This window comes from Leucobacter komagatae (assembly GCF_000834055.1).
GTDB classification, from domain to species: Bacteria; Actinomycetota; Actinomycetes; order Actinomycetales; family Microbacteriaceae; genus Leucobacter; species Leucobacter komagatae_A.
Genome location: NZ_JXSQ01000039.1, coordinates 1 through 18523, shown reverse-complemented (window position 1 = coordinate 18523; position 18523 = coordinate 1). Strand labels below are relative to the sequence as shown.

The window sequence follows — 18523 nt, the reverse complement described above, 5'->3', positions numbered from 1 at the left end:
GGAACGATCTTCTATACCTTTGGTATACGGCTTTGCGCCAGTGGACGATCCTGAAGTGGCCGTCGCTGTCGTTATCGCCAACGGGGGCGGATCGAGCTTTGATTTTCAGGGAGGTTCATATGATCTCCCCACGGTTGACGAGGGCAGCGTGGCGTGCCTCAGCGCGGAAGCGCTCGAGGAAGCCGGGGTCGCCCATGTATTCGTCTTTGAGGATCTTGATCGCGACGGTACGACCAATGATGCTGTCGCTCGCCTTCCAGACCTCGCCCATGCCGCCGACTGCGATGCGGGAGCTCAGCTCGTAGCGCCCGCCGAATGTGATCCCTGCCGATGGTCTCATCCGTTCAACACCGCTTCCATGACTCGTTTTCCAACAACCGTGGGGAGATCATATGAACCTCCCTGAAAATCAAAGCTCGATCCGCCCCCGTTGGCGATAACGACAGCGACGGCCACTTCAGGATCGTCCACTGGCGCAAAGCCCGTATACCAAAGGGTATAGGGAAGATCGTTCCCGTTGGCGTCTATACCGTTTTGTGCCGTACCAGTCTTGCCGGCAACTCGGACGCCATCGATAGCTGAGAGGCGCGCAAATCCTGTCGGATCGGAGACTCCCTTCTCCATCATCCCAGCAATTGCCTGAGCCGTCTCCTTAGAAATTGGCTCATTCATCACCTCTGGCTTGTACTCGTGCTCCACTCGGAGATCGGGAGAAATCACCCGATCGACGAGTTGCGGAGCCATGAGCTTGCCGCCATTGGCGATCGCCGCGGAGACCATGGCAACCTGCAGTGGCGTGGTGCGCACGTCGAGCTGGCCGATGGAGGACAGGGCGACCTGGGCCTTGTCGATCGGCTCGGGAGCAACGCTCGGCGTGACCTCCATCGGGATGGTGATCTCTTGCTCGAAACCGAAAGCGCGCGCCATGTCTGGCACCTCGTTGCGATCCATGTCCATCGCCATCTCTGCGATGGGGATGTTGCACGAGTACACGATCGAGGTTTCGAGCGACGCCTTCGACCCTGAGCCGCAGGTCTGCTGGTCCGAGTTGCGCATCACCGAGCTCGACTGCGGAAGGGTGAGGCTTGCCGGGTTCGCGAATTCCGTTGACGGGGTCGCCGCTCCGCTTTCGATGGCCGCTGCCGCCGTCACCAGCTTGTAGACCGACCCAGGATGGTAGAGGGAACCGGCGATCGCGCGATTGATGAGCGGCTGGACTTCTTCAGCGTTCAGCGTGTCGTAGTTCTTGATGATCTCGCTGTCGTTGTTCATTGACAGCAGATTGGGGTCGTAGCTTGGCGTTGACACGAGCGCGAGGATGCGACCGGTCTTTGGTTCGATGGCGACGACAGCACCATCGAATGAGAACTCCTGCATCGCGTCATACGCCGCCTGCTGGGCCTTCGCATTGATCGAGGTATCGATCGAGCTGCCCTGCGGCTTGACGCCGTTGAGCGTGTTTTGGATGCGCGTGAAGAACTGCGCGTCGGTGTTGCCCGACAGCTCCTTATTCATCGCGGCCTCGAGCCCCGTCATACCCTGCTGGCGCGAGTAATGTCCGGTGACTGGCGCGTAGAGTGCGCCGGGGTCGTAGCCCCTGAGGTAACGGTACGTGTCGTTCGTCGGCGTGGAGAACGCGATCGGGTCGCCCTCGACAATGATCGAGCCGCGCTCAACCTTGTAACCGTTCTTGATGGTCCGCTGGTTGAGCGGATTGCTGCGGAGGTCGTCTGCGCTCACGAACTGGATCATGGTTACCGAGAAGAACAGCACGAGGAACATGGCGAACACCGCCCGAGAAAGGAACTTGAGTTGCTTGTTCATGAGCGGATCACCAACTTCGGCCGGTTGCGCACGGAATTTGAGAGGAGCAGCAGCAGCACGACGATGATCCAGTTCGACACCAGCGAGGAGCCGCCGGCGGCGAGGAACGGTGCGGTCAGGCCGGTGAGCGGGATGACCCGCGTCACGCCGCCGGCGACAACGAAGACCTGCAGCGCAATGGCGAAACCAAACCCGGCCGCGAGCAGCTTCCCGAAGTCGTCCTGGCCGGCGAAACCGATTCGGAGCGCGCGGCCAACGAGGAGGAGGTAGGCGGCCAGCACGACAAACAACCCGATGAGCCCGAGCTCCTCGCCGATTGACGGGAGGATGTAGTCGCTCGCGGCGACGGGAGTGTCCTGCGGGTAGCCCTGGCCGAGCCCGGTGCCCGTCATGCCGCCGTTCGCCATACCAAATAGCCCCTGCACCATTTGCAGGCCAGCGTCGTACGGGTCAGCGAACGGGTCGAGCCAGTTCGCGAACCGGCGCTGCACGTACGGCAGCGTCTGGCTGGCAACAATGCCCCCGACGAGGAAGAGCCCAACGCCGAGCACGACCCAGCCGATGCGTCCGGTCGCGAGGTACAGCATCGACAAGAAAAGACCGAAGTAGAGCAGCGAGGTGCCGAGGTCGCGCTGGAAGACGAGGACGGCCATCGCAATGAGCCAGAAGGCGAGCAGCGGCCCGAGGTCGCGCGCCGCGGGGGAAACGGATTCCGGCGAACTTCTTCCCGACCATCGAGAGCGCATCGCGGTTGCGCACGAGGTAGCCGGCGAAGAAGATCGCGAGGAAGATCTTCGCAATTTCACCTGGCTGGAAGGAGAAGGAGCCGATGTGGATCCACACCCGTGCACCGTTGATTTCCTGCCCGATGAACGGGAGCATTGGCACGAGCAGCAGCACGAGCGCCCCAAGCCCGAAGAGGTAGGTGTACCGGTAGAGCACCAGATGGTTCTTCACGACGAGGAGCACGATCCCGGCGACCACGATCGCGACGGTCGACCAGAGCAGCTGGCGCACACTCGTGGCACCCCAACCCGTGAGGCCGTAGGCAAGATCAAGGCGGTAGATCATCGCCACGCCAATGGAGTTCAGCATGACGGCGATTGGCATGATGAGCGGATCGGAATCCGGGGCGATGCGCCGCACGAGCAGGTGCAGAGCAAACACCGCGACCACGAACGCGAGCCCCGTCGGCAAAAGCGTCATCGTGACCTTCTGCTGCAGCGTGAGGTCGATTGTGACGACGGCGGCGATCCCGATGGCGAGGGCGAAAATGAGCAGCGCGGTCTCGAGCGTGCGCAGCTTGCGTGGCGCGCGGATCGCGGTGATCCGCTGCAACACGGTTTCGCTTGTACGGTTCTTCTCGAAGCTCCGCGGCTCCGCGTTCTTCTTATTCGCCATCTTGCACGTCCCCGAGGCGGTTCACGATCTCTCGTGCCTCCTTGAGCGACCCGGCACCGAGCGTGCGCTCAATGGTGCGCCGCTCGAGGCCGTCAAGCGCGTCGAGCGGGATCCCGGTGTGCTCCGCGACGGAGTACAACGAGAACGACCCGAGGTCCTGATGCACGCCCTGGTAGATGATCACGGCGTCACCGTCGGTGCCGACGAAGTAGCGGGTCTGCGTCCACTGGTACCCAAACACGAGCGCGCCGCATAGCGCCGCAAGCACCGCCACAACACCGAGTAGCCACATCGCCCGACGCCGCCGGTTGCTGCGCCGGGTCTCGGCGAGCAGTTCAGCGAGGTATTCGTCTGCGCGCGCCTCGAAGTGGCTTTCCTCGACCGCTGGGACGCGTCGGATCCTTCTGCGGTTCGCGAGGCGGGTCCGCGCGGTGTGCGTCGTTCCGTCTCGCAGGAGCGGCGCGTTCGCCGCCGAACCAACGAAGCGGGGGTTCCGCGCGCCGGTTGGCTCCTCCGTAACGTCGCCGTGCATGGGGAACGGGTCGTCCTCGAACAGCCGCCCGCCGATCTCGAGAGTGTCGCCTGGGCGCTGCGCGCTCGCGGGGGCCTCAAGGGCGTCGTCGTCGAGCTGGGCCGTCGGCGTCCGCTCGACGAGCACGACGGTGACGTTGTCGGGAGCACCGTGCGAGAGGCTCTTGTCGATGAGGTCGTCCACGGCGCCCTGGAGGCTGCGCCTGCGGCGCAAGATCTTCTCGATATCGTCGTCGCCTACGTAGCCGCACAGTCCGTCTGAGCAGAGCAACCAGATGTCGTCTGGGCGGGTATCGAGCACCATAGTGTCGATCTCTGGCGACGCCTCGACGTCACCGAGCACCCGCATGAGCACCGAGCGACGCGGGTGGAACTGCGCTTCTTCTTCGGTGATCCTGCCGCTGTCTACGAGGCGTTGAACGAATGTGTGGTCCTTCGTCACCTGGCGTAGGTCACCATCGCGGAACAGGTAGAGACGCGAGTCCCCAATGTGGGCGAGCGCGAGCTGGTCGTCTACGGTGAGGAAGCCAACGAACGTGGTCCCCAATCCAGCGAGCTCGTGGTGGTCTTTAACCGTGTCGCGCAGCATCGTGTTGGCCGTGAGCAGCGAGCTGCGCAGCCGCTCAGCGGACTCCTCTGGGGTGCCGGTCGGCGCCTCGTCGAGTTTTGCGATGTCGCGAGTGACAAGGGCTGAGGCGACGTCACCACCGGCGTGGCCGCCCATGCCGTCGGCAACGAGGAACAGGTAGTCGCCCGCGTACCCGGAGTCCTGGTTGTTCGCGCGCACCATGCCGACGTGGGAGGCAACCGCGCTCGCATACCCGTGTGACACGCCTACGGCCTCAGCTCAAAGGTCGTCTTGCCGATGGTGACCGGCGTGAACAGGGGAACAGTCATTGATGTGCGCACTTTGTCACCGTTGAGCAGAGTGCCGTTTGTTGAGTCGAGGTCGGTGAGCGTCCAGGTGTCTCCCGTGCGGGCTAGCCGCGCGTGGTAGGTCGATGTGTATTCGTCAACGATGACGAGAGTCGAGTCCGAGCTGCGCCCGATGGTGACGAAGTCTTCGTCGAGCGGGATCGCGGTACCTGTCGCAACTCCCGAAGTAATGACGAGGGATCGCGCCGGCCCTGAGGCTGCGGCTGAGGGGAGCATCCCCCCGGATGGCGTGATCACTGGGGGCTGCGCGGCTCGCGGTGCGGTGTGCTGCGGCACGGCGGGCTGCGTTGCCCCACTCGGAGAAGGCTGAACGGTTGGACCTTCGGTTCGCAGCTTCCTCGCCGGTGCGCCGAACAGGTCGCTGCGGAGCGCATAGAGGATCGAGAAGATGAAGAACCAGAGCAGCAGCAGGAAGCCGATGCGCATGATGAGCAGGGTAAGTTCGCTCACAGTGCCCCCCAAAAATCTTGGTCGACCGCGGCGGAGTCGCGAGTCGTCGAGCTCCCTGAGGAGCTCTGTCTCGGTGCCGCATTTCGGCCGGGCACCAGTTGGAAGCGTAGCGCAGTCTGTCCGATCATGATGACGCTGCCCGGTTGCAGGCGAGCCTCGCGGAAGCGCTGCCCCTCGATCTTTGAGCCGTTTGTTGACCCGAGGTCTCGCGCGAGCGCCGCTTTACCGTCCCACAAGATTTCGAGGTGCTTCCGCGATGCCCCGTTGTCGGTGATGCGGATCCCGCAGTCTGAGCCGCGACCAACAACGGTCACTCCGCGCGAGAGTTCGTGCCGCTGGCCGTCGACATCGATTGTCGCAACCCAGTCGACGGTGCCCTCAACCTGTGTCGCGTCGACCTGCAACACGCCGCCAGTGAGAGATCCGTCTGCGCGAATTTCCACGTCTGGTTCGCCGAGGAATTGGTAGTTCTGTCGCGCGGCATGCTTGCGTACGATGCCTCGCAGTTCGCCTTCGAGCGTTTCGCCCAGCCTGAGGAGACGCTCGGCGTCCTGCTCCGACACGCGCACGACGAACCGGTTGGGCGCGAGTACACGGTCGCGGTCAACAACGACGGCACCAATATCGAGTTCGCGCTTCAGGGCTGAGCCAATCTCAACCGGCTGCACTCCGGAGCGGAACGTGCGAGCGAAGGCGCCGTTCACGGCGCGCTCAAGCGAGCGTTCGACGCTGTCGAGGAATCCCATGTCCCTACTCCTTTCATTTTTGTCACGCGCGGAATGCCCGCGAAACCGCGCAGCACAGTGAATTGGCAGCGCAGCCAAGTGACCATAAGTGTAACCACTTTGTCTTGGATTACTGTGTGCTGCTAAGCTATACGAGTTGTCCGCGTTATTCATCGCGTAGGCGGCAAACTCGCGCAAGTGGCGGAATGGTAGACGCGCTGGCTTCAGGTGCCAGTGCCCGCAAGGGCGTGGGGGTTCAAGTCCCCCCTTGCGCACGAGTAAGAAGTTTCACAAATTGAGTCACAGTGTTTCTGTGACGATGCAGCGGGCCGGATTCCTGAGGGATCCGGCCCGCTGTTGTGTGTCCTCCCGCTATGGTTGTTCGCATGGAGTCGATGCCGATCGCCGCGGAAACAGTGGAGTTTTCCGTTGAGCTCGCTGATCGCATCACTCGCTCCGTGTGCGAAGCCATGAGCGATTCCCGCGCGGCGGTCGAAGCGGCCCTCACGACGCTGTTCGCCGGGGGACACCTGCTCATCGAAGACGTGCCTGGCGTTGGCAAAACGACGCTCGCGGCCGCTCTGGGCCGCTCCATCGACGCGACTGTTCGCCGGCTCCAATTCACCTCCGACATGCTCCCTGCAGACGTCACGGGGCTCTCGATCTACCACCAAGACACGCACGAGTTCACGTTTCACCCGGGACCAATCTTCAGCAATATCGTGATCGGCGACGAGATCAACCGGGCCACCCCGAAGACGCAGTCCGCGCTCCTCGAAGCGATGGCTGAGCGGGCCGTCACCATGGACGGTGCGACCAGGCAGCTGCCAGAGCTTTTCCTTGTCGTTGCGACGCAGAACCCGGGGGACATGGAGGGGACGTTCCCGCTGCCGGAGGCGCAACGGGATCGATTTATGGCGCGCATCTCGCTCGGTTATCCCGCCGCCGCTGCGGAGATCGCCATGCTCGAGCGGCGATCACACCGTGACCCGGTTGGCGCGATCACACCTGTCGCGAGCGTCGAAGACGTGTTGCGCGCGCAGCGCGCGGTGAATGAGATCCACCTGTCTGCCGCTGCCGCGAGCTACCTGGTGGCCATTGTCACCGCAACGCGGACACACCCTGCGCTAGCACTCGGCGCGAGCCCGCGAGCGTCGCTGCACCTTGCGCGCATGGCGCGAGCCCGCGCGCTGCTACTCGGACGCACGTACGTCACTGCTGAGGATATTGCGCAACTCGCCACTCCCGTGCTCGCCCACAGGCTGCTCCCCCTTGGCTATTTTGAGGGTCAGCGAGACGCTGCTGCCGCGGTGAAGGAGATCATGGCCGAGGTACTAGCGAGCACCAGATTGGAATGAGTTGGCTGTGTCGCTGACTCGACGAGGGGTGACCCTGCTGATCACGACCGCGATCCTCGCGGCCGCGTGGGGCATCCTCGGCTTGCGCGACCTCGGATACGTCGTCGTGTTCCTCGCCGCGTGCCTGCTTATTGCGGCAGCGATCGCAGCTATGGTGCGCGTGCCAGGGGGCGCCGCACAGGCGCCCCTCCTGCGACAGATTGCGGCGACGACCGCAGTAGGGCACGAGCACACCGCACGGGCGAGTGTGCGGCTGGGGCTTGCTCCCGTCACGGTGACGAACGCGCACTGGGTGACTGGAGGCGGTCACGAGGAGACCCGACACGAGACCCTCGCCGTGCTAGACGGCTCGCGGCTGCTGGCCAAGGGTGCGGTTGCGTCGTCTCAGCTGAGCGTGCGGTTCGCGAGACGAGGCCACGCAACGGTGCGGCTCGTCTCGCTCGAGTGTGAGGACCCGCTCGGGTTGGTGCGTCGCAGGGTCACCCTTGGCGCGACAGCAGACGTGCTCGTCGTGCCAAAACTCCTTGCGCGAGCCGACGGTGTCGCCCTGGCAGCGGCGCAGGCGAGTGGACACGGGCCGGTGGTGACGGTAGCTGCTGGTGACGTTGGTGAGCCGGGCGCGGACATTCGCGAGTACCGAGCTGGAGATTCGGTGCGGCAGGTGCATTGGAAGCAGAGCGCCCGCCAGCGCTCACTGTTCGTGCGCCTGCCCGAGAAAGAATCGCAGCGGGTCGCGGACGTGTACCTCGTTACCGCGTCAGCGGCGTATGTGTCGGCCGACCAGTTCGAGCACGCTGTTTCTGCCGCAGCGACGGCCGGAGCGCGCCAGATCAGCGTTGGAAACGCCGTGAGATTGCGCGCAGGAAATGCCGAGCCGGAAGTGTTCACCACCGCGGCGGGACTCATGCGGCGGCTCGCGGTCGTGCAGCTCGACGGTGATCAGGCGGCCGCAGATGACTGACCGCACGACCGCGGCTCGCCGCCAGCCCACTCGCGCTCTGCGACTCCGGATCGGTGCCCTCGCGGTCGCGCTCAGTGCACTCTGGGTGGTTGCGTTGACTGCGTGGACGAGCATTGTCGAACAGGGATCCTGGTGGGTCGCCGCTGTAGTAATCACGACGACGGTGACGGTGCTCACCTGCATCCTCGCCGCTTTTCGTTCGGCCCGAGCGGCGGTCGTGGTGCTCGCCCCAGCGGCGGTTGGCGCGGTCATCGGGTTGTCGAGCGCGGCGGGGACGGGTCGCATCCAGCGCTGGAGTACCGAGCCGGGGGCGGTGCTCAGGCAGGTGTTCGACGAGATTCTTCGTGGCATTGCCCCGATAGCGCCGAGTGGCTATCTGCAAGACCTCATCCTTATTGCCGTGAGCGCATGGAGCCTGCTGGCCATGCTCGTGCTCACGAGCGCCGGACGGGCAACGTGGGCGGCACAGGCGAGGCCGGTGCGCCAGGCAGCTCCGGGTCGGCAGAGCGCAGTTGGCATGCCGCAAGCGGTGAGCGCTGCACTGGTCATCGCGCTCCCCATGCTCGCCGTTCCAATGGTGATGAGTGAGCGGCTTGGCGCCGTGAGCTTGCTCGTTGCTGGGGTGCTGCTCGCCGTAGTGATGTGGCTTGCTTCACCGCGCGTGAGTATCGCGGGCGGCGTTGCTGCGGCGTGCGCCGTGGCGCTCAGCGCTGGAACCCTCGCGATTGTGCCGGCTGGCATGGACCGGAAGTGGAACGACGCCACACAGTTTGCGCCCGTGGGCGAGTACGTCGACGACGTGACCATTGAACTCGCTCGTTCGCTCTCTGCTCGCAGCGAGGCCCCCATGCTCAGACACACGAGCAGCCGGGTGCAGCCGCTGTACTTTCGGCTGGCTACACTCAGCACCTTCGAGGGTGGGAGCTGGCTGCCAGACGAGGCGCTCGACCCAGCAGCGCGCACGGTAGGCGAGGAGCGATTGCTCGCTTCGCCGCGGCCAGGGTCCCTCACGCCCGACCTCGGGGGTCTCGAAGAACTCACGGGTGGGCTGCGCGACGAACGGGGAAGGCCCGAGTTGCAGACTGATGCGGGATCGGTGAAGTTCTCCACTGACACCGGGCAGCTCGTCGCATTCGAGCCCGCTTCGCCCGAATGGGCGACGTTTGCGTTTGACTATGACAACGACGGCCGCGAGTTTGTCGACGTCTCCATCGCTGGCCTGCGAAGCTCCTGGCTCCCGCTTCCCACTGGGACGGCAGTCGTCAGCAAGGACCGGGGGCCCTTGGCCCTGGACGACTGGGTGTGGGCTGCGGAAGCGAACACCGCGCGGAGCGCCGGGCAAATGACTCGTGCTGGAGACGGATTCCGCGCCGAAGTGCTCCCGGGCGGCGGGGCGCCGCCAAGAGCAGCCCTGCGCTGGATCCCGAAGCAACTCCTCGCGGTGTATCCCAATGCGAGCGCTGCTCCCGCCGAACTGCGGCCGTATCTCGAGCTGCCGGGCGAGCTCCCGCGGTCGCTGCGTGACCTCCGCGACAGCATCGCGTTTGCCGAGATCGACCGCGTGAGCGCGGCGAGCGCACTCGAGCACTTCTTCCGGCAGTCCAGTCGTTTCACCTACGACGAGGAGGCCCCGTTTCTACCCGGCGCTGACCCCGACGACCCCTACAGCGTGATGGACGCACTCCTCACAACACGCGCGGGGTTTTGCGTGCACTTTGCGACAACGTTCGCTGTGGCCGCTCGAAGCATGGGGGTGCCAACGAGGGTCGCGGTTGGTTACGCGTCACGTTCGCAGGCAGAGCGCCCCGTGACCATCAAGGCGAAAGACCTGCACGCATGGCCAGAGGTCTTCATCGATCGGGTTGGGTGGGTTCCTTACGAGCCGACGCCGGGTGGCGCTGGCGTCCGGGCGGAAGCCACCTCGCCAGAGGCGGCGGACGTTGACACCGAACCCGTCGAGGGTGAGCAAGCGGAAGCCGACACACCTGAGCTACAGGGCGAGGTGCGCGAGCTCACGCCGGAGGAGTTGGAGAGGAGCGGCAACACCGAGCGCGAGACCGAGGTAGGTAGTGGCAGCGGTGGGGTGCGGTGGCTCCCGCCAGCGATGCTCGCTTTCGCCACCGTGCTCCTGCTCGGGATGCTCCCAGCCGGCGTCCGTCTATTCAGGCGTGTGCGGCGGATCCGTATGATCCGGAAGGGAGCCGGCCCGGGAATGGCGGCGTGGGCCGAGTTTACGGACACCCTCCTCGACTTCGGGCAGTTGCCTGGCAGCGGTGCCGCTGGGCCAGCGCAGCGGCCAACCGCGCGCACGCCCGACGCGATGATCGCCGCCCTCCGCGAGCGGGATGTGCTGACATCCGCTCGCAGCGTGAGCGGGGCCGCAGTGCTCGCCGCCGCGGTCAACGAGGAGCGCTATGCCCCCGCTGCGGAGGCGGCGCGCAGCACGGACACCGCCCAAGAAACGAGCCGCTCGCACCTGCTCGTGGCACTCGAAGACGCCACTGCTGCGTTGCGCACAGCGGCTGCGCGGAGCGAGAGATCGCGCGCGCGGTGGCTGCCCCGATCCGTGTTCGCGCGAACATCCTCAAGGTAACCTCAAGGCCCTGGGTGGCAGGCGGGAAGTCCGATTAACTGTTCCTGGGCGGTGCGCTACAACGAGGTAGCAACGGGTTGCGCACAGTCACCGGGGAATCGTCCCACCCCGGCTAACGACGAGGCTAGTGAGCGAATGAAACAGAAATTTTCACACGGTCGATCCTTTGCCGGAGGGGCTGGACTGCTCGCGGTCGCCCTCGCGATTACAGGCTGCGCGCAGACCGGCTCCGCTGAGCAGTCGAATGCCGCTGCCCCAAGCAGCGGAGCGCCGTCATGCGTCATCCCCGCAGGCGATGAGACGTTCCTGCCGGGCGACGACGTCACTGAGGACGACGACATCGCGGTGAACCCCGAACAGAGCTCGGGGTACCGCTCGGGCATGGAAGTCGTTGAGTTTGCCAACTTCGGCGCCGTCACCGCGAATCCGACGGCGACCCTCGCGGCGTGCCGCACCCTTGAAGCGGGAGGGACCGCCGCCGATGCGCTCATCGCAGCGCAGGCGGCGCTCGGGCTCGTGGAACCGCAATCGTCGGGGCTCGGCGGGGGAGCGTTCGTGCTCTACTATGACGCCTCCACCGGTGAGACAACGGCCTATGACGGCCGCGAGACCGCACCATCAGCCGCGACACCGGACTACCTGCGGTACGTCGAAGCAGGCAACCCGAGCGCAGGTGCGCCGCAGCCCTCGACGCGCCTGTCTGGCAGGGCAATCGGGGTGCCGGGAACCGTCAGACTCTTCGAGACACTGCACGAGAAGCACGGCGCGCAGGAGTGGGGAGAGCCGTTCAAAGCCGCGATCCGCCTCGCAGAATCTGGCTTTAGCGTCGGCCCGCGGTTGAGCAGCCAGCTTGCATCAGGCATCGACAACATCCTCCGCGACGAGCACATGGGCTCCTTCTTCCTCACCGACGAGGGGACGGCGCACCCGGTCGGCTCGGTCATCACGAATCAGCCATACGCCGACACACTGCGTGCGATCACCGCTGGGGGTGCTGATGCCTTCTACACCGGGGACATTGCACAAAACATCGTTGACTCGGTCGCATCGACATCCGGCGGCAGGACCGCGGGAACGCTGACGCTCGCTGACCTCGCGAACTACGAGGTCGTTGAGCGCCCCGCCGTCTGCGACAACTACCGCGACATCGGCGTCTGCAGCATGTCGAGCCCCTCATCAGGAGGCATTGCGGTGTCGCAGGCACTGAAGATCCTCGAGCACTTTGCACTCGCTGAACTCGGCCCTGAGGCCGGGGCAGGTGACGGCGGAATCCCGTCCGCGGATGCGATTCACCTCATCAGCGAGGCGGAGCGGCTCGCATACTCCGACCGAGACGCATACGTCGCAGACGCAGACTTCGTCCCCCTCCCAGGCGGTTCGCCCGACATGCTTCTCGCGCCCGACTACATTGCCCAGCGGGCGGCGCTCATCGACATGGAGACTTCCATGGGCACCGCCAAGCCAGGCGAATTCCCCGGCTGGGACCCGTCTGGTCGGTACAACAGTGTGGAAAACGGAACGAGCCACATCTCAGTCGTCGATTCCTTCGGCAACGTTGCCGCAATGACCACCACCATTGAGGCGGGCCTCGGGAGCTTCCACATGTCGAAGGACGGGTTCCTCCTGAACAACGAACTCACCGACTTCTCTAGCGAGCCCGTCGACGCAGCGGGGACGCTCATCGCGAACCGCATCGAAGCGAATAAGCGCCCGAGGAGCTCGATGGCACCGACCATCCTCTACGCCCTCACCGAGGACGGATCGCACGGCGCGGCGATCGGTTCGGTTGGGTCGCCTGGCGGCGGCAGTATCATCCAGTTCGTGATCAAGACGATCGTCGGCATGGTCGACTGGGGTATGGATCCGCAGCAGGCAGTGTCGATGGCGAACATCGGCGCGACGAACAGCAAGCGCACGAATATCGACGCGGGGCACCCCATCGTCGACACGCCTGCCGGCCAAGCGATTGTTGCCGACCTTGCCGCGCGAGGACACGACGTCTCGGTGAGCGCGCAGGGATCGGGTCTCGGGGCGCTCATCCGCACCGGCGAGGGCCGCTGGGCCGGTGGCGCAGACCCGCGTCGCGAGGGGATCGTGCTCGGCGGGGCGCTGCCGGAAGGGGAAGGCCCGGGCGGCGAGCCCACTCCCGGTGACAGCGAGACGCCAGGCGGCGAAGGGGCGCCGAATGCGCCACGAAAGCCGGAACGAGTGGAAACCGACTTTTAACCCCAAAGACCACGACCGAAGGTGACGGCGGCTCATGCGTAGCCGAGCCGCCGTCGTACCTCACTGGAGAGGTGAACTGAGCAATGTCGAGCTTTCGAGCGTTCCTGAGACGGCGGTGGCCGTGGTGCGCGGGCGCTGGCATCCTCCTGCTCGGTGGGCTAGCAATGGCGGCAGTCTTCGGCGGCTGGCTACTCGGTGGGCCCGCAGCCGCGGGGCCACCATCGGAGGAGCTGGCGCCCACGCACCAGGAAGCAACACCAGAGCGTCCCGACTCGGCCGACGACGCGCGACCGGTCATTGAGATCGGCGCGGTGCAGTACATGCCGTACACGCCTGTTTGGGATCCGCCAGACGAGGGGGAGAACTTTTGGCAGGTGGTCGATCCTGAGAACGGATACCCGGAGTTTGGCGGGACGACCTACCTGCTCGCGCACGCCTGTTACGCGGGCGAGTGCGTTGGAGACGAGGCGCGTGCGATGTCGGTTGGCGAGGCGCTGCAATTTCGCGGCGACCGCTACCTGGTGGACGAGAAGCTCGAGATCAACAAGTCCGCAATCGCGGAGCAAGCGATCTGGGAACACCACGAGGGTCGAGTGGTGATCATCACCTGCATTATTGATCCGCACACCGGGGCTATCGACGAAAACGCGATCCTCGTCGCCTCCCGCGTTCCCTGACGAACCGCAGGCGCCCGCAGCAGCATCCGCTCCTTTCGAAGGTGATTGAGTGAAGATCCTCATAGTTGAAGACGATGATCGAGTCTCCGCGGTGCTCGCGAAGATCCTCACGAAAGCCGGACACGTCACCCAGCGGGTGGCATGCGGTGCCGCGGCGCTCGACGCACTGACCGCCGACATTGAGGTGGTACTGCTTGACCTCGGCCTTCCAGACATGGACGGTTTGCACGTGTGCAGAAGGATCCGCGACCGGTCAGGGGTTCCCATCATCATTGCCACGGCGAGAAGCCACGTCGAAGAGCGCATCCGTGGGCTCCAAGCTGGCGCGGACGACTTCGTTGTGAAACCGTACGACGTGCGCGAGCTCATGGCACGCATCGAAGCGATAGCGAGACGCGGCTACCTCTCCCCGAGTTCCGGGGCGCGGCAGGGGGTAACGATCGGCGGCGTCAGCATTGACTTCTCGCAACGCCAGGTCGTTGTCGATGATGCCGTCGTTGAAGTGACGCCGAAAGAGTTCGACATCATCGCGGTCCTTGCGCGGTACCCGGGGGTCGTCGTGCCAAGCGAACGCATTATTCGGGAGGTGTGGGGCGCGGACTGGCGTGGGTTCAAACGATCGCTCGAGGTGCATCTCGGGTCCATTCGACGCAAGATCGCACGCGACCCGTTCATTCTCACGGTGCGCGGGGTCGGCTACCGGCTCATGCACGGGCTGCGTGAAATCGACTCGTGATCGCCTGGGGCCACCCCCTGGATCGCGTCAGTGCACCGAGCACTCAGACGTGCATGCACGAAACGGTATACCTTTGTCTCGGATGCCAACCGTGCGTGCGCGAAGCCCGGGTGCAGTGGAAGGTGCCAGGCGGCGCGTTGCCGCCCGTTGCTCCGAACGCCCTCGGGCGCCTGGCGGCGTAGACACGAGGGGAAACGAATGGCACCGGTTGAGACGCGGAGCGGACTGAGCAGCGCGGAAGCCGCTGAACGGCTCCGCGACGGCAAGGGAAACGCTGCGCCAGACGGGTCGACGCGATCACTCTGGGCGATCCTCTCGGCGAATGTCTTCACCCTCTTCAACGGGATCGTGTTCACGGGATTCGCGCTGCTGCTCGTGCTGGGACGCTGGCAAGATGCCCTTTTTGGGCTTCCTGCACTCTTCAACACCGTCATCGGAGTGGTGCAGGAGTACAACGCGAAGCGTACCCTCGACCGGCTTGCGGTGCTCAACGCCCCCTCAGCCAGGGTGCTGCGTGACGGCAGCGAGCACGAGATCGCGCCGGCCGGAGTGGTGCTCGGGGACATCCTGGTGTTGCGTGCAGGGGATCAGGTGACGGCAGACGCCCGAGTGGTGGAGACTGATCACGCCGGCCCGAACGGGATCGAAGTCGACGAGTCGCTGCTCACCGGGGAATCCGACGCCATCCGCAAGGCCGAGGGCGACGAGGTGCTCTCCGGCTCAAACGTCGTGTCTGGGACAGCGTTCGCCGAGGTCGTCGGTGTCGGCGCCGATTCCTACGCGGCGAAACTCACGGTAGAGGCGCGCCAATTCTCGCTCGTGCGATCCGAGCTGCGAGGAAGCATTGACCGCCTCCTGCGCTGGATTTCGTGGGCGCTCATCCCACTCATCCTCGTTGTAGTGAACGGTCAGATGCTGGCGTTTGGCGGTTGGTCGACAGCGCTCCAGTCCGGAGCGTGGCGCGAGGCAGCCGTCGGCGCGGTGGCGGCGGTCATCGCGATGGTGCCGTTGGGGCTCGTGCTCATCACAAGCATCGCGTTCGCGGTCAGTGGGACCAAACTTGCCCGCGATCAGGTGCTCATTCAAGAGCTTCCCGCAGTCGAGGGCCTCGCACGCGTTGACGCGCTTTGCCTCGACAAAACGGGGACCGTGACCACGGGCGACATGGTGTTCAACACTGCGACAGAGCTCAGCGTCGTCGCGGGTTGGGAGGCGGTGCTCGGACGTCTCGGAACCGATCCGGCGGCGAACGGGACGGCGCGCTGCCTCGCGGCGCCTTTCGGTGACGCGCCAACGCTCGACGTGTCCGCAGAGGTGCCGTTCGATTCATCGCGCAAATGGAGCGCTTTCGCCACCGCAGGCCAGGGGGAGACGTGCGCCGCGGGAACGTGGGTGTTTGGGGCGCCAGAGTTCGTGCTCGCCGAAACCGAAACAGCAGCCGCGCAGGCCGCGCTGATCCGCACCGGAGCGCTCGCCGAGGCAGGGCTCCGAACGCTCATTCTTGCGCACTCATCCGAGTGGATCGTTCCCGGCGAACGGCCGGAGCTCCCCGGGGGACTCGTCCCCGTCGCGATCCTGAGCTTCCGTGAGCAGGTGCGAGACGACGCGCTCGACACGATGGCCTACTTCGCGAAGCAGGGCGTCGATGTGCGCATCATTTCAGGTGACGACCCGCGCACCGTCTCTGCCGTGGCACGCGAGGTTGGTATTGAGCACACGGCGGGAGTTGACGCCAGGACACTGCCTGAGGACCTTGGCGAACTCGCCGAGGTGATGGAACGCGAGCGCGTGTTTGGCCGTGTCACTCCGCAGCAGAAACGGGCGATGGTGCACGCGTTGCAGCGCAACGGGCACGTTGTCGCAATGACCGGCGACGGCGTGAACGATGCACTCGCGATCAAGGACGCGGACCTGGGTATCGCGATGGACACCGCGACGCCTGCGACAAAGTCGGTTGCGCGGATTGTGCTGCTCGATGGTCGTTTCGAACGGCTCCCCGGCGTCGTGGCCGAGGGTAGGCGCGTTATCGCGAACATCGAGCGAGTTTCGAAGCTGTTCCTCACGAAGACGACCTACGCGCTGTCGATCGGCCTCATCTTCGGTCTCTTGGCATGGGCATTTCCGTTCCTCCCTAGACAGCTATCCATCACCGACGGGCTGACGATCGGTATCCCCGCCTTCTTCCTTGCCCTCATGCCGAACGCTGATCGTTACCGCTCTGGCTTCCTCGCGCGCTCCCTGTCGTTCGCGATTCCAGCCGGCCTCATCGTGACGGCGGGGATCCTCACACTGCATATCGTCGCCAACGCGATCGGGCCGTTCACAGAAACCGAGATTCAGTCGGCGGCGACCCTTACGCTCGCTGGCATCGCCCTCTGGGTGCTCGCCGTGCTCGCGCGACCGATCCACCCGTTCCGGGTGCTCATCGTGCTCGCGATGTACGCGGGGCTCGCGTTGGTCTGGGCGATCCCCTTCGTGCGCGACTTCTTCGAGGTCACGTGGCTGCCTGCCCCGCTCGGTGTTGTCGTACTCCTCATCGTCGGTGCGGGAGTCGTACTTGTCGAAATCCTGCGGGCTTGGCACTTGCGACGGACCACGCAGCCGTCGTAGCCGCAGTAGCCGGCTGCGCGGGCAGCTTCCCGCGCACCCGGCTTACTCAGCTGTGCTGGTGCTCGCGCACGACCTCAGCGAAGCGGGCGAGATACGCGCGAACGAAGCTGGCAGTGGAATCATCGACGAACTCGCCCGCTCTGTCGACGGCGTTCTTCAGCCACGCAGGGCATCGTGCCGGTGGACTCAGACGCCTTACCCCAGGCAGCTCCACTCAGGATTCTCATGTCTGACAATCGGGACGCCTTACCCAGGCGAGAGTGCCTCGCGGGTGACCTTGCTCAGTTGAGCAAGTCTGGAGTCGTCGTAGTTCTGCTCAATCGCCGCATTGAGTGTCGCAACCGACGAGCTTCGGCCCATCCCCACTGATTCGAACTATCGTCTGGCATCCCTTCGGCCAAGAGTCTCTGCGAGTACGGGTCTCGCGCGATGGCTAGGGGAATCGATAGGATGCTGCTATAACTGGGCCCGTGCTACCGGGGTCAGAGCGTTTGGTGTGTGCCGCAATCCTGGCACGGCACGGACGCCACGAACGAAGGAGTCCTGTGGTTGCCCAAGCGAGTATGAATTCCCGCTCGACACGGTGGTTCGCTCTGGCCGTGACCGTACCGTGCGAAGGCTCGAGACGCTCAATGAGATCGCCCACGCTTGGCTGAAGAGATACTCGATTCCGAGTGCCTACTGCGGATCGAGGCTCCCCAAGCATCCTCACAGTTGCGAGGATTTTATGGAATCGGAGCGTTCTCAGCCGAGTTGATCCTCGTTCGTGGTGCATGACGAGCCGGTCTCTTTCCCACGAACGATTTTCCCTGCTTTCTTCGCTCGCGCGGGTGCGTCTAGAGACCGTTGAAGACCCCACACGAATGATCGGTACGTGGTTCGGTGGAGTTCATTGGCTTGAGAGCGAGCGTGGATGTGTGGCGGTAGCCGCTCCAGGGGCGGTATCAGTTCGTGTGAGCCAAGACCCGAGGGAAGCGGCTTTAAGGTCGTGTCTGTTGGGTGCGAGCAGCCCGGCGCAGCGTCAGCAGGACGATCCCTGCGAAAACCGCGGCCAGTCCTGCCATCCCCAGACCCGGCAGGAAAGAGCCGCCTGTGGCCGGGAGCCTGTCATCACCGTCCGCAGATTGTGGGGTCCCCGGAATCGGCACAGCCTTCCATCCGGCGTACAAGGTCATCTCGGCGGTGACCGGGGTAGCGAAGTCGAACCGTGCGGTCGTGGCGGAGTCGCTGTACCAGCCAGTGAACTCGTAGCCGTCACGGGTTGGTTTGGCAGGGGCGGTGATCGTGTTTCCGTGTTCGGCCGTTACCGCAGCGACTGTGCTGCCGCCAGCAGAGTCGAACGACACCGTATACGTGTTGATGGTGGGTTTAATGGGTTGAGTGGTGTATCCGCGCCACTGAGGGGTCGTATATCCGCCAGGGGTGTGTGGCTCCCCGAATTCCTGCGGATAGTGCACGATCAAAGCAGTCACTGTCCCCAATGATGGGTACGGTC

Annotated in this window: 12 protein-coding genes, 1 tRNA gene and 2 pseudogenes; 8 read left to right on the top strand and 7 right to left on the bottom strand. The window is 64.7% G+C overall.

Features of this window, described 5'->3' with window-relative positions; translation table 11 throughout:
* Nucleotides 1-133: 133 nt before the first annotated feature.
* The 6 genes and pseudogenes from SD72_RS15640 to SD72_RS15615 form a co-directional block, all read right to left on the bottom strand.
* Nucleotides 134-340 (bottom strand): annotated as a pseudogene (locus SD72_RS15640) (serine/threonine protein kinase); the annotation flags it as partial.
* Nucleotides 337-1824 carry a peptidoglycan D,D-transpeptidase FtsI family protein gene (locus tag SD72_RS15635; RefSeq protein ID WP_042545399.1) on the bottom strand — a complete coding sequence of 496 codons (1488 nt, stop codon included), beginning with the start codon at nt 1822-1824 and terminating at the stop codon, nt 337-339. The pseudogene SD72_RS15640 and the gene SD72_RS15635, both read right to left, overlap by 4 nt.
* Nucleotides 1821-3225, bottom strand: a pseudogene (locus tag SD72_RS15630) (FtsW/RodA/SpoVE family cell cycle protein). The gene SD72_RS15635 and the pseudogene SD72_RS15630 overlap by 4 nt, the downstream one beginning before the upstream one ends.
* The gene (locus SD72_RS15625; protein ID WP_052492761.1) at nt 3215-4588 is read right to left on the bottom strand and encodes a PP2C family protein-serine/threonine phosphatase; all 1374 of its coding nucleotides are present in this window, start codon (nt 4586-4588) and stop codon (nt 3215-3217) included. Before SD72_RS15625 ends, SD72_RS15630 begins: the two are co-directional and overlap by 11 nt.
* Nucleotides 4589-4590: 2 nt before the next feature.
* A complete protein-coding gene (locus SD72_RS15620; RefSeq protein ID WP_042545398.1) occupies nt 4591-5142 on the bottom strand; it encodes an FHA domain-containing protein FhaB/FipA in 552 nt (183 codons plus the stop codon).
* Nucleotides 5139-5888, bottom strand: coding sequence for an FhaA domain-containing protein (locus SD72_RS15615; protein ID WP_042545397.1), 750 nt, complete (start codon nt 5886-5888; stop codon nt 5139-5141). Before SD72_RS15615 ends, SD72_RS15620 begins: the two co-directional genes overlap by 4 nt.
* Nucleotides 5889-6059: 171 nt before the next feature.
* On the opposite strand from SD72_RS15615, the gene SD72_RS15610 reads away from it, so the two are divergent.
* The 8 genes from SD72_RS15610 (at nt 6060) to SD72_RS15575 (ending at nt 17028) form a co-directional block, all read left to right on the top strand.
* Nucleotides 6060-6142: transfer RNA gene (locus tag SD72_RS15610), tRNA-Leu, on the top strand.
* A gap of 99 nt (nt 6143-6241) precedes the next feature.
* Nucleotides 6242-7225, top strand: a complete 984-nt coding sequence (locus tag SD72_RS15605; RefSeq protein ID WP_232299826.1) for an AAA family ATPase — start codon at nt 6242-6244, stop codon at nt 7223-7225.
* A gap of 7 nt (nt 7226-7232) precedes the next feature.
* Nucleotides 7233-8186 carry a DUF58 domain-containing protein gene (locus tag SD72_RS15600; protein WP_157000639.1) on the top strand — a complete coding sequence of 318 codons (954 nt, stop codon included), beginning with the start codon at nt 7233-7235 and terminating at the stop codon, nt 8184-8186.
* Nucleotides 8179-10779: a transglutaminase domain-containing protein gene (locus SD72_RS15595; RefSeq protein WP_042545395.1), complete on the top strand. Its 2601-nt coding sequence runs from the start codon at nt 8179-8181 to the stop codon at nt 10777-10779. The genes SD72_RS15600 and SD72_RS15595 overlap by 8 nt, the downstream gene beginning before the upstream one ends.
* Nucleotides 10780-10914: 135 nt before the next feature.
* Complete coding sequence (locus SD72_RS15590; protein ID WP_052492760.1) at nt 10915-13005, top strand: gamma-glutamyltransferase family protein; 2091 nt, start codon at nt 10915-10917, stop codon at nt 13003-13005.
* A gap of 83 nt (nt 13006-13088) precedes the next feature.
* Complete coding sequence (locus SD72_RS15585) at nt 13089-13682, top strand: hypothetical protein (protein ID WP_042545394.1); 594 nt, start codon at nt 13089-13091, stop codon at nt 13680-13682.
* A gap of 49 nt (nt 13683-13731) precedes the next feature.
* Complete coding sequence (locus SD72_RS15580; RefSeq protein WP_042545393.1) at nt 13732-14418, top strand: response regulator transcription factor; 687 nt, start codon at nt 13732-13734, stop codon at nt 14416-14418.
* 198 nt (nt 14419-14616) lie between these two features.
* Entirely contained in the window at nt 14617-17028 is a 2412-nt protein-coding gene (locus tag SD72_RS15575; protein WP_042545392.1) for an HAD-IC family P-type ATPase, read from the top strand.
* Nucleotides 17029-18008: 980 nt separating this feature from the next.
* Here SD72_RS15575 and SD72_RS15570 read toward each other — a convergent pair.
* A partial coding sequence (locus SD72_RS15570) for an InlB B-repeat-containing protein (protein WP_042545391.1) occupies nt 18009-18523 on the bottom strand: 515 nt, incomplete at its 5' end.

Excerpts from the sequence above, each read along its gene's own strand:
- SD72_RS15635 (WP_042545399.1), bottom strand. The coding sequence starts at position 1,824 with ATGAACAAGCAACTCAAGTTCCTTTCTCGGGCGGTGTTCGCCATGTTC.
- SD72_RS15615 (WP_042545397.1), bottom strand. The coding sequence starts at position 5,888 with ATGGGATTCCTCGACAGCGTCGAACGCTCGCTTGAGCGCGCCGTGAAC.
- SD72_RS15605 (WP_232299826.1), top strand. The coding sequence starts at position 6,242 with ATGGTTGTTCGCATGGAGTCGATGCCGATCGCCGCGGAAACAGTGGAG.
- SD72_RS15595 (WP_042545395.1), top strand. The coding sequence starts at position 8,179 with ATGACTGACCGCACGACCGCGGCTCGCCGCCAGCCCACTCGCGCTCTG.
- SD72_RS15590 (WP_052492760.1), top strand. The coding sequence starts at position 10,915 with ATGAAACAGAAATTTTCACACGGTCGATCCTTTGCCGGAGGGGCTGGA.
- SD72_RS15585 (WP_042545394.1), top strand. The coding sequence starts at position 13,089 with ATGTCGAGCTTTCGAGCGTTCCTGAGACGGCGGTGGCCGTGGTGCGCG.
- SD72_RS15575 (WP_042545392.1), top strand. The coding sequence starts at position 14,617 with ATGGCACCGGTTGAGACGCGGAGCGGACTGAGCAGCGCGGAAGCCGCT.